Here is a 10,259-nt window from a genome sequence, read left to right on the forward strand (position 1 = left end):
TAGGGCTCTGGCTGCTGCGGTGGCTGTTGCCGCGATGGGTGTCGCTGGTCCGGCTGGGGCGGTGGCGGGAGATGGAAGCTGCCGGTCTCCGACATGGAGGGCTGCGGCGCGGACCGCGGCTGTTCGCCGGTCACCTCACCCGTCGGGCCGCCTTCCGGGCCGCCTGTCGGAGTGTCCGTCCGCGCGCCCGCCGCTCCTGCGGCGGCTGCGCCAGTGACCGCTCCCGTGACTCCGCCCGTGACCTCGCCGGTGTGCTGGTGCGCGTACGGCGGCGTCTGACGGGCGTGCCGGCCCGATTCCCGGGACGCGACAGGCCCTTCGGGGCCGAACGGATGCGGCAGCGGCCCGAGTTGGTCGAAGACTTCGACGGGCTCGTCGTCCTCCGTCTCCTCGGGCAGCAGCTCGGCGGCCGTCGTGAGCGCCTTGCGCGCTCCCGTCGCCGAACGGAAGCGGGCGTCAGGATCAGGCTGGAGCAGTCCGGCGAGGACCTGCCACAGCGGCTCGGGGATCCCCTGAGGCGCTCCGGGGGTGCCGTGCGCGGTGAAGTACTCCACCAGGGCCTTGGAGTCCGGTTTCTGTCCCTGCAGCAGATAGAGCGCGACCAGGCCGACGGCGAAGAGGTCGGCGGGGAAGTCCGGCTCCGCGCCCATCATCTGCTCCGGTGCGAAATAACCGGGCGTGCCCACCACGTAGTTGGTCTCCGTCAGACGCGGCTCGCCCTTGCGCATGGAGATACCGAAGTCCGACAGCTTCAGATGGGGCCGGCCGGTCCCCGTGGCGTCCAGCAGTATGTTGGCGGGTTTGATGTCGCGGTGTACGACGCCTTCGGCGTGCACCGCGGCGAGACCGGACAGCAGCTGATCGAGCAGGGTGCAGACGAAGCGCGGCGGCAGCGGGCCGTAGTCGCCGATCACATGGGCCAGTGATCCGCCGCTCACCAGATCCATGGTGAACAGGACCTTGTCGTCGTCGGCGGCCCAGCTGGCCGGTGCGAGCACATGGGGGTGATCGATCCGCAGGGCCTGCTCGCGTACGAAACGCAGCAGGGTGTGCGCGTCGCTCTGCTGGAGCACCTTGGCCGCCACGTACCGGCGGCGCCGGTGGTCCCAGGCACGCCAGACGGCGCCCACACCGCCACGTCCGATCGGGTCGACCAACTCGTACCGACCAGCGAAGACCTCACCCATTGCGCCGCGCTCGCTCCCAGTCGTCCTGTCCGGCGGACCGTCGTCCTCGGCCGCGGTCCGTGTCGTGCCTGCCGCGCCCGGCTCCGGCCTAGTTCTGGTGCGCCTCGTAGTGCGCGACCGCCTCGGCGGTGCGCCCGGCTCCGTACACCCGGAGGAACTCTGCCAGCTCGGGGTGGCTCGGTGCGAGGGAGTCCGCCGCGTCGATGATGTCACCGGCGGCGGCGACCGACCGCAGCAGTGACTGGATCTCACGGACGACCCGCCGCACGGTCGGCGCGCCCGTGCTGTTCGTCGTCTGGCTGGTGCCGGTGAGGACGGAGCCGCCCTGGGATTTCTTGACCTCGTCCATCCTGGCGGTGGCCTCGGCGGCGCTGACGCTGCCGTCGGCGACCTGCCCCGCCAGATCCTGGAGTGCCTGAACACGCTGGACCACGGCGGGATTACCGATCTTGGCGCGCTGGCCGCTCATCAACTGGGAGAGCATCGGGGCCGACAGCCCGAGCACGGCGGCGAGCCTGGCCTGATTCAGCCCCAGGTCATCGATCAGTCGTCGGAAGAGTGCTCCCAGCGGCTCTCCGTACCAGCTGCGCTGAAGTTCCCTGGCTCTTGCTGTCGATTCCTGCTGTGCGGCGTCCATTCGCGTCTCCCCATCGCTTCCCCAGGCGGCAGCTTCGCTGCTGCGAACCTCTGGGGCATCCTACGGAGCGGGGTCGCGCACCGGGAGTCCCAATCCTTTTGCGAGATCACGGTGGACACCCGGTACTCTGGTCCCCGGCGGTCACCGAGACACCACTCGGCGCCGTCGTACACCCCTTCCGGGGCCTTAGCTCAGTTGGTAGAGCGCTGTCTTTGCATGGCAGATGTCAGGGGTTCGACTCCCCTAGGCTCCACACCCAGAAGTGCCCTCCGACCAGCGGAAACGCTGGTCGGAGGGCACTTTTTCGCAGGGCCTCGGCCCGTGCCGATCCGTGAGAGCGGCGCTCCGTCGCGGGGCTCCCGCCGGATCAGGTGCGCGCAGGGGATGCGCCGTCTTCGGGGCCGACGGTCCCGCCCATGCGCGCCGGAGACTGACGTGCGGAACTACCAGGACGAACCCGGCGAGCACGGCGGTTCCGGCCGAATGCGGCGCGGGGGCCGGTCGCCGGGATCGGCGGGCCGTCCCACCAATGGCCTGATGTGGTCTCAGGAATCCTTCGCCGTCGGCGTGTAGAGGCCGATGAGCTGGGCGAGATGACGGCCGGCGGTCAGCAGCGGGCGCTCGCTGCGGGACACCTGCGCGGCCAGTTCGGCGCCCTCCAGGGTGCTGATCACCGTATGGGCCAGATCGTGGGCGTCGTCCTCGGCGACGCCGGCGCGGCGAAGTCGGGCATACACCAGGTCGCGCCAGTTCGCGAACGCGGCAGCCGCGGCCTCCTGGATGTCGGGCGCGCGGCCCGCCGTACCCAGGGCGGTGGAGGTGACCGGGCAGCCCTCGACCCAGTCGGACTCGCGCAGCCCCTCCGCGAGGCGGTGCGCGCAGTCGATCACCGCCTGGCCGGGGTCGGTCGCGCCGTCGAGGGTGAGGCGCAGTTCGTCGGCGAACTCGCGGTCCCCGTGCCCGATCGCCGCGACGGCCAACTGCTGCTTGCCGCCGGGGAAGAAGTGGTAGACGGAGCCGAGCGTGGCTCCGGCCTCGGTGGAGATCTGTTTGATCCCCGTGCCGTCGTAGCCCTGGCGCTGCATCAGCAGTGAGGCGGCCCGCACGATTCTCTCGCGCGTACCGACCGGGCGCTCCGCGTTCGCGGTGTGGTCCTGCTCCGCCGTCTTCACACCGGAAGTCTACTGAATAGAACGCTCGCTCTAGAGGCGTGCTACGTTTTCCGCTGGATAGAGCGTTCGTTCTAGAGAGTGGAGTACGCGATGAGTACGGACACGGGTGCGCCCGCGGTGACGGTGATCGGTCTCGGCCCCATGGGGCGGGCGATGGCGGGCGCGTACCTCGACAAGGGCTACGCGGTGACGTTGTGGAACCGCAGCGCGGCCAAGGCGGACGAGCTGGTGACCAGGGGCGCGACTCTCGCGGCCTCGGTCGGCGAGGCCCTTGCCGCCGGCGGGCCGGTCGTTCTCAGCCTGACCGACTACGACGCGATGTACGCGATTCTCGAACCGGCCGCGGCGAGCCTGCCGGGACGGGTGATCGTCAATCTGACCTCGGACACCCCCGAGCGGGCGCGGGCGGCGGCGGACTGGTTCGCCGGCCATGGCGCCCGGCATCTGACCGGCGGGGTGAACACGCCGCCCTCCGGGATCGGCACGCCGGAGGTCTTCACCTTCTACAGCGGCCCCCGGGACCTGTTCGAGGAGCTGGCGCCGATGCTGGAGGTGCTGACCGGCACGGACTACCGGGGTGCGGACCCGGGGCTGGCGGCGCTGTACTACCAGATCGGGATGGATCTGTTCTGGACGACGATGCTCAGCTGGGTCCACGCCCTCGCGATCGCTGAGGCCAACGGCATCTCAGCCGCCGAGTTCCTGCCGTACGCGTCGCAGAGCACGGGCGGGATGTCGCGGTTCTTCGAGTTCTACTCGCCCAGGATCGACGCCGGTGAGTTCCCCGGTGACGTGGACAGGCTCGCCATGGGCGTGGCCAGCGTCGAGCACGTTCTGCACACCACCCGGGCGGCCGGGGTCGACACCGCGCTGCCGGAGGCGGTCCTGGAGCTGTTCCGGCGAGGCGCGGAGGCCGGGCACGCCGACAACAGCTTCACCAGCCTCTTCGCGGTGATGAGGGGAGCCGGACGGCTGCCTGAGGCGGCATGACAAACGATTAACGGCACCCGTTGCACCGTACGGGTGGTGTTCATCAGAAGAACTGCGCAGTGGCGGCGTTGGTCCCTCGATTCCCAAGATGCGTACACATCATGAGGAAGGTATGTAGATCGCTCAACCCGAGCGCAACCTGAAAGCGAGGGGCCATGGCCGCCTTCAAGGTCAAGAATCTGTGGACCGTCTTCCTCACCGCGTTCTTCGCGGTGCTCGCCACCCTGGGGCTGACCGCCCCCGCCGCGGCGGCGGACGCCGCCGTCCAGCAGCCCGCCGAGCAGCCCGCGAAGGGTGACCGGTCGCCGGTCACCACCACCGAGGCGCGGGGCGGAGGCGAGGCGGCGCCCGCCGTGCGGCGGGAACGGGCACTGCCGGAGAGCGCGCGGCCGGCGGACACGTCACGGCCGCCGACCATCGAGCAGCGTATCCGCGCGGAGGCTCACGGTTCGTCACCTTCGGTCCGGCGCCTGCCCGTCGACACCCGTACGGACGCCGCTGTGGCGCGTGACAACGAGGCCGCCGCCGACGCGGCGCTCGCGGCGGCGGCGTGAGGAACCGGGATTCCCTCAGGTCTCCCGGCGCCCGCACCACGTACGGTGCCCGCCTCGCACACGGCGCCCGCACCACGCAAGACGCCCGTGACACCGCCTCACCCGCTGCGGACCCGACCGCACCGGACCTGACCGGCGTCACCCGCAGTACCCGCAGTACCCGCCGTACCGCACCAGCCCGGCCGCCGCGTCACCCGCGCCGGCCGCGACCGTCGTCGTACGGCGAGACCACCACCAGTCCTACGGATCACCGGTCACCCGTCACGGGCGGTCGTCGCGATCCCTCGCCTGCTCTTCCTCGGCCTGCTTGGCCTGCACCTCAGGGTCGAGCGCACCCTGGCTGCCGTCGACGGACGACAGCGACGCGTTGTGCTCGGAGACCTCGGTAGGAGCGGGCGGTTCCACCAGCCAGTCCGGGTTCGCCTGCTTGTCCCACCACTTCCACGCGGCGAAAGCGCCACCGGTCAGTACACCGAGGACCACCAGGCCCTTGGCGAGCCGTCCGGCCTTGGCCCGTCGCTCATGCTTCCTCACAAGCTTCTGGACCTCCTTCACCGTGATCTGACCGCGCAGCGCGGCGATGGCGGCAGCGGAACGTGCCGCTGCCTCGCCGGCGACCGGCTGTGCGACGGATACCGCGTGCTCGACGCGCGGCACCGTGTAGCAGGCGGCCTGACGCGCGGCCTTACGCGTCCGTGCCGCGGCACGCTGTGCGGCCTCGTCGACCTTTGGGGGCACATGCGGCGCCACGTGGGCGCCGTACTGAACACGAGCCTGCTTCGCGGCTTTCGACACCTTCGGTGCGAGCCGGACGCGGGCCTCTTCGGCGTACAACGCGGCCTGTTCCTTGGCCGTGTCGGCGTAGGGCGCCACCGCTTCCGCGGCGTGCAGCACGCTCTCCCTCGCCGAATCGGTAGCGGCGCGCACGCTGTCCATGCGGGTCACAGGATCCTCCTCCTCGGTGGCGGTCAGGGGCTTGGGGGTTTCCCCCGTTAACTGGACAAAGATCCGCCTGTCCACCCAGATCGAAATCATGCCTGCCGCACGCCGGACCGGCATGCGGTACGGGCATCCGGGTCAACGAAGACGACTTGAGGCGATGCCTGGGCATTGCGGTGCAAGAGGAGCTTCTCGACGACAATGCCACGGTTCGCCGTGTCGCGCCCCGTCAAGGCCATGACTCCCTCGCCTTTCTCCGCCCTGCCCTTGTCTGCCCCGCTTGTGCCCCGGCGACGGCCGCTGATTCCCCGTCAACGGACGCGATGAGTCCTTGAGGGGTACGGGGCGACGGCGGACCCGGTGTCCGTGCGAGGATCGACAGAGTCAGAGCAGACTCACGGAAGGCAGATCGTGGCCGAGCAGCTTTACGCCACCCTGAAGACCAACCACGGCGATATCGAGATCCGGCTCCTGCCGAACCACGCGCCGAAGACGGTCAAGAACTTTGTGGAGCTCGCCAAGGGCGAGCGCGAGTGGACCAACCCGGCGACCGGCAAGAAGTCCAGCGACCGTCTTTACGACGGCACGGTCTTCCACCGGGTCATCAGCGGTTTCATGATCCAGGGCGGAGACCCGCTGGGTAACGGCACGGGCGGTCCGGGCTACGAGTTCGAGGACGAGTTCCACCCGGACCTCGCCTTCGACAAGCCGTACCTCCTGGCCATGGCGAACGCGGGACCGGGCACCAACGGCTCGCAGTTCTTCGTCACCCTGGCGCCCACCGCGTGGCTGACCCGCAAGCACACCATCTTCGGTGAGGTCACCGACGAGGCGAGCAAGAAGGTCGTGGACTCCATCGGGTCCACCCAGACCAACCCGCGCACCGACCGCCCGGTGGAGGAAGTCAGGATCGAGTCGGTCGTCGTCGAGTCCCGCTGAGTTCACCGGACGCGTCACGACGTCTCGGATTCCCGTTCGGGGAACCATCCCGCCCTGCCCGTCCGTAGTGGTTACATACCGGACGGGGAGGGCGGTGCGCGGTGCTCCTCCCGCCGCAACGAGCACCGAGGGGACCGATGGACCAGCAGCCCGGGGGCCCGGACCGGCCCGCAGCCGACGCGACACCCCACTGTTACCGGCACCCCGACCGTGAGACCGGCATCCGCTGCACCCGCTGCGAGCGGCCCATCTGCACGGACTGCATGATCAGCGCCTCCGTCGGATTCCAGTGCCCCAACTGCGTACGGGAGGCGAACGGCTCGGGCATGTCCCCGACCGCCACCCGCCCGCGCACGATCGCCGGCGGCACCGTCGCCGCCGATCCCCGACTGATCACGAAGATCCTGCTCGGGCTGAACCTCGCGGTCTTCGTCGCGGTCCTCGCCAGTGAACAGCGCGTCGTCGGTGAGCTGGATCTCATCGGGCACGCCTTCAACACGGACATCGGCGAGGTCGTCGGCGTCGCCGACGGGCAGTGGTACCGCCTGTTCACGTCGATGTTCCTGCACCAGGCCGTGTGGCACATCGCGTTCAACATGCTGGGGCTGTGGTGGCTCGGCGGTCCGCTGGAGGCGGCGCTCGGGCGGACGCGCTTTCTCGCGCTGTATCTGATCTCCGGGCTGGCGGGCAGCGCCCTGACCTATCTGATCGCCGCGCCGAACCAGCCGTCGCTCGGTGCGTCGGGTGCCATCTTCGGTCTCCTGGGCGCCACGGCCGTGCTGATGCGCCGGATGAACTACGACATGAGGCCGGTCTTCGCGCTGCTGGCGCTGAACCTGCTCTTCACGTTCACCTGGTCCGGGATCGCCTGGGAGGCGCATGTGGGCGGTCTGGTCGCGGGTACGGCGATCGCCGTGGGCCTCGTGCACGCGCCACGGGAGCGCCGGGCGCTGGTCCAGTGGGGCACCTGCGCGGTGGTGCTGCTGGCGGCGGTGGCGATCATCGTGATCAGGACCGGCCAGCTCACCTGAGGCCGCCGAGTCCTTCGAAGTCCCTCGAAGCGCACAGTTGTCCACAGCGTGTGTCGGATCTTGTGCATTCTGTGGGGAACATCAGTGCCCCTTGTCGCTGATCTGGGTTTTCCCAGCAGAGACAAGGGGCGAGACGCTTCATCTCATCGGCCGAAGCGGGTGTTCCAGTCACACCGGTGTCAACCTGTCGTGGAGTTATCCACAGATGGTCAGACCTTTTCCCCCGGCTGTGGACAGCACTGTGGATAAGTCTCTGGGCAGAGCTTGACGCCGACCGCCGCTACTTCCACTGGGTGGAGACGCCGAAGCCGGCGGCGATGAAGCCGAAGCCGACCACGATGTTCCAGTTGCCGAAGGCGTCGATCGGCAGCGAGCCCTCGGTCACATAGAAGACGACGATCCAGGCCAGCCCGATGAGGAACAGGGCGAGCATGACCGGCGCCACCCAGCTCCGGTTGGACAGCCTTATCGTGGTCGACTGCTTCGCCGCGGGGGGCGGCGTGAAATCGGCCTTCTTGCGGATACGTGACTTCGGCACGAGGGACTCTCCTGTCGATGCGCTGCGTGACCGCGCAGGTAACTGAAACGGTGTGCCGGGGGTGAGGAGCAGGGGGAACGCCGGCTCCCCCGGGCGTCCGTTAGCGTAGTGCTTCCGTGGCGCCTAAGGAGATAAGGGTACGTTGAGCAATTCTGCCGACTCCCCCGAAGGGCCGGTCCGCCGACCGATCTGGCGGCCGGTCCGGCTGCTCACGGCCGGGGTCTTCGCCCTCGCCGGCCTCATCTTCGTCACCAGCTTCAACACGGCGAAGGGCACCAACCTCCGTACGGACGACTCCCTGCTCAAGCTCTCGGACCTGATCCAGGAGCGCAGCGACAAGAACGCCGCGCTGGAGGAGTCCACCGGGGCCGTGCGCGAGAACGTCGACACCCTCGCCGGCCGCGACTCCGGCTCCACGAAGGCGGAGGACGCCGAACTGCGCCGCCTGGAGAACGCGGCGGGTACCAAGAAGGTCTCGGGCCGGGCCCTCACCGTCACCCTCGACGACGCCCCGCCGGACGCCACGGCCAATCCGGGCTACCCGGAGCCGCAGCCCAATGACCTGGTCATCCACCAGCAGGACCTCCAGGCCGTCGTCAACGCGCTGTGGCAGGGCGGCGCGAGCGGCATCCGCGTCATGGACCAGCGGCTGATCTCCACCAGCGCGGTGCGCTGCGTCGGCAACACCCTGATCCTCCAGGGGAGGGTCTACTCACCGCCGTACAAGATCACGGCCGTGGGGGACCAGGACAGGCTCCGGAAGGCGCTCGCGGATTCGCCCGCGATCCAGAACTACCAGCTGTACGTGCAGGCCTACGGTCTCGGGTGGAAGGTCGACGAGCACGGCGAGACCACGCTCCCCGGCTACACGGGCACCGTGGACCTGCACTACGCGAAGCCGGTGGGGTAGCTCGCCCGGAACCGTTCGGTCCGGCCACCGTCCCCGGGACACGGGCCGCCCTCCTCACGGAGAAAGAAGAGGGCCACGGCCCACCTGACCGTTGCGCCGCCCACCTGACCCCGTGGCCCCTTAGTCTGGTTCGGTGTCGCGCACGCCGGTCCGGCGGCGCGGGTGCGGATCGGGTACGGAACGGAAAGGGACAGCATGTACGGCTGGATCTGGCGGCATCTGCCGGGCAACGTGTGGGTGCGGGCGGCCATCGCGCTCGTGCTGGCGCTGGCGGTCGTCTTCGTGCTGTTCCAGTACGTCTTCCCGTGGGCGGAGCCGATCCTCCCGTTCGGGGACGCGACGGTGACCGGCGCGGGAGGCACCTCATGAGCGGTGCCCGCGTCCTCGTGGTGGACAACTACGACAGCTTCGTCTTCAACATCGTCCAGTACCTGTACCAACTCGGCGCGGAGTGCGAGGTGCTGCGCAACGACGAGGTCTCGACGGCGCACGCCCAGGACGGCTTCGACGGCGTGATGCTCTCCCCCGGTCCCGGCACGCCCGAACAGGCCGGTGTCTGCGTCGACATGGTGCGCCACTGCGCCTCGACCGGTGTCCCCGTCTTCGGGGTGTGCCTCGGCATGCAGTCGATGGCGGTCGCGTACGGCGGTGTGGTGGGCCGCGCCCCCGAACTGCTGCACGGCAAGACCTCGTTGGTCACCCACGAGGGCAAGGGCGTGTTCGCCGGACTGCCCTCGCCCTTCACCGCGACGCGCTACCACTCGCTCGCCGCGGAGCCCGTCGGACTGCCCGACGAGCTGGAGGTCACCGCGCGCACGGCCGACGGCATCATCATGGGCGTACGCCACCGTGAACTGCCCGTCGAGGGCGTGCAGTTCCACCCCGAGTCCGTCCTGACCGAACACGGTCACCTGATGCTGGCCAACTGGCTGGCGCAGTGCGGTGATCCGGGCGCCGTGGGCCGGTCGGCGGGCCTGGCGCCGGTGGTGGGCAAGGCGGTCGCGTGACCGCACTCCGCCCCGAGCACGACGCGGGATACGGCGCCTCGTACGAGCAGCGGGAACCGTACGAGGAACAGGGCGCGTTCGAGGCGGCGGTGGACGGACTGGCGGATCCGCTGAACGATCCGCTCCCCGGACAGGGCGCCCCGCCGCCCCCCGCGCCTCCCGCTCCCTCGTCGCCTTCTCCGACGCCCGGTCCCTGGGCCGCGGGGGACGGGATATCGGGGCCGCCGCCGGCGGAGCGGGAGTGGTCCGGCTACGGGCCGTATCCGTACGCGGACCGGGCACCCGCCGAGTACGGGCAGGACTGGGCCTCCCAGGTCCCCCCGGAGTCGGTGCCGATGGCCCCGCACACGCACAC

Annotated in this window: 12 protein-coding genes, 1 tRNA gene and 1 pseudogene; 9 read left to right on the forward strand and 5 right to left on the reverse strand. The window is 69.8% G+C overall.

Going from position 1 to position 10,259, the window contains the following annotated elements; translation table 11 throughout:
* Together GXP76_RS30830 and GXP76_RS30835 are read right to left on the reverse strand one after the other, a co-directional pair.
* Window positions 1–1,187 (reverse strand): serine/threonine-protein kinase (locus tag GXP76_RS30830; RefSeq protein ID WP_242574915.1); only part of this gene is annotated, 1,187 nt, incomplete at its 3' end.
* Between the two features lie 88 nt (window positions 1,188–1,275).
* Window positions 1,276–1,824, reverse strand: a complete 549-nt coding sequence (locus GXP76_RS30835; RefSeq protein ID WP_078076203.1) for a DNA-binding protein — start codon at window positions 1,822–1,824, stop codon at window positions 1,276–1,278.
* Between the two features lie 180 nt (window positions 1,825–2,004).
* On the opposite strand from GXP76_RS30835, the gene GXP76_RS30840 reads away from it, so the two are divergent.
* A tRNA-Ala gene (locus tag GXP76_RS30840) sits at window positions 2,005–2,077 on the forward strand.
* A gap of 292 nt (window positions 2,078–2,369) precedes the next feature.
* Here the strand turns inward: GXP76_RS30840 and GXP76_RS30845 are convergent.
* Window positions 2,370–2,996 carry a TetR/AcrR family transcriptional regulator gene (locus tag GXP76_RS30845; RefSeq protein WP_242574916.1) on the reverse strand — a complete coding sequence of 209 codons (627 nt, stop codon included), beginning with the start codon at window positions 2,994–2,996 and terminating at the stop codon, window positions 2,370–2,372.
* A 90-nt stretch (window positions 2,997–3,086) separates the two neighbouring features.
* Here GXP76_RS30845 and GXP76_RS30850 point away from each other — a divergent pair, with 90 nt between their 5' ends.
* Both GXP76_RS30850 and GXP76_RS30855 read left to right on the forward strand, forming a co-directional pair.
* Window positions 3,087–3,986, forward strand: coding sequence for an NAD(P)-dependent oxidoreductase (locus tag GXP76_RS30850; RefSeq protein ID WP_242574917.1), 900 nt, complete (start codon window positions 3,087–3,089; stop codon window positions 3,984–3,986).
* Between the two features lie 155 nt (window positions 3,987–4,141).
* Entirely contained in the window at window positions 4,142–4,540 is a 399-nt protein-coding gene (locus tag GXP76_RS30855; RefSeq protein ID WP_242574918.1) for a DUF6344 domain-containing protein, read from the forward strand.
* A 261-nt stretch (window positions 4,541–4,801) separates the two neighbouring features.
* Here GXP76_RS30855 and GXP76_RS30860 read toward each other — a convergent pair whose 3' ends face one another.
* A complete protein-coding gene (locus tag GXP76_RS30860) occupies window positions 4,802–5,485 on the reverse strand; it encodes a DUF5324 family protein (RefSeq protein ID WP_242574924.1) in 684 nt (227 codons plus the stop codon).
* Between the two features lie 405 nt (window positions 5,486–5,890).
* Here GXP76_RS30860 and GXP76_RS30865 point away from each other — a divergent pair, with 405 nt between their 5' ends.
* Together GXP76_RS30865 and GXP76_RS30870 are read left to right on the forward strand one after the other, a co-directional pair.
* On the forward strand, window positions 5,891–6,418 hold the full coding sequence (locus GXP76_RS30865; RefSeq protein WP_242574919.1) for a peptidylprolyl isomerase: 528 nt from the start codon (window positions 5,891–5,893) through the stop codon (window positions 6,416–6,418).
* A 137-nt stretch (window positions 6,419–6,555) separates the two neighbouring features.
* Window positions 6,556–7,449 carry a rhomboid family intramembrane serine protease gene (locus GXP76_RS30870; RefSeq protein WP_242574920.1) on the forward strand — a complete coding sequence of 298 codons (894 nt, stop codon included), beginning with the start codon at window positions 6,556–6,558 and terminating at the stop codon, window positions 7,447–7,449.
* A 280-nt stretch (window positions 7,450–7,729) separates the two neighbouring features.
* On the opposite strand, the gene crgA is transcribed toward GXP76_RS30870, so the two are convergent.
* Window positions 7,730–7,987, reverse strand: coding sequence for a cell division protein CrgA (gene crgA, locus GXP76_RS30875; protein WP_147873271.1), 258 nt, complete (start codon window positions 7,985–7,987; stop codon window positions 7,730–7,732).
* A gap of 142 nt (window positions 7,988–8,129) precedes the next feature.
* Between crgA and GXP76_RS30880 the strand changes: the two genes are divergently transcribed.
* From GXP76_RS30880 to GXP76_RS30895, 4 genes and pseudogenes are all read left to right on the forward strand, one after another.
* Window positions 8,130–8,897 carry a DUF881 domain-containing protein gene (locus GXP76_RS30880; protein WP_242574921.1) on the forward strand — a complete coding sequence of 256 codons (768 nt, stop codon included), beginning with the start codon at window positions 8,130–8,132 and terminating at the stop codon, window positions 8,895–8,897.
* Window positions 8,898–9,092: 195 nt separating this feature from the next.
* Window positions 9,093–9,266 (forward strand): hypothetical protein, encoded by a 174-nt coding sequence (locus GXP76_RS30885; RefSeq protein ID WP_242574922.1) that lies wholly within the window; start codon window positions 9,093–9,095, stop codon window positions 9,264–9,266.
* On the forward strand, window positions 9,263–9,904 hold the full coding sequence (locus tag GXP76_RS30890) for an aminodeoxychorismate/anthranilate synthase component II (protein WP_242574923.1): 642 nt from the start codon (window positions 9,263–9,265) through the stop codon (window positions 9,902–9,904). The genes GXP76_RS30885 and GXP76_RS30890 overlap by 4 nt, the downstream gene beginning before the upstream one ends.
* Window positions 9,901–10,259 (forward strand): annotated as a pseudogene (locus GXP76_RS30895) (class E sortase); the annotation flags it as partial. The gene GXP76_RS30890 and the pseudogene GXP76_RS30895, both read left to right, overlap by 4 nt.

Origin of the sequence: Streptomyces sp. NP-1717, assembly GCF_022695985.1 — a bacterium.
Lineage (GTDB): Bacteria > Actinomycetota > Actinomycetes > Streptomycetales > Streptomycetaceae > Streptomyces.

Coding starts and splice junctions, on each gene's coding strand:
- GXP76_RS30835 (WP_078076203.1), bottom strand. CDS start 1,824: ATGGACGCCGCACAGCAGGAATCGACAGCAAGAGCCAGGGAACTTCAG.
- GXP76_RS30850 (WP_242574917.1), top strand. CDS start 3,087: ATGAGTACGGACACGGGTGCGCCCGCGGTGACGGTGATCGGTCTCGGC.
- GXP76_RS30855 (WP_242574918.1), top strand. CDS start 4,142: ATGGCCGCCTTCAAGGTCAAGAATCTGTGGACCGTCTTCCTCACCGCG.
- GXP76_RS30870 (WP_242574920.1), top strand. CDS start 6,556: ATGGACCAGCAGCCCGGGGGCCCGGACCGGCCCGCAGCCGACGCGACA.
- GXP76_RS30885 (WP_242574922.1), top strand. CDS start 9,093: ATGTACGGCTGGATCTGGCGGCATCTGCCGGGCAACGTGTGGGTGCGG.
- GXP76_RS30890 (WP_242574923.1), top strand. CDS start 9,263: ATGAGCGGTGCCCGCGTCCTCGTGGTGGACAACTACGACAGCTTCGTC.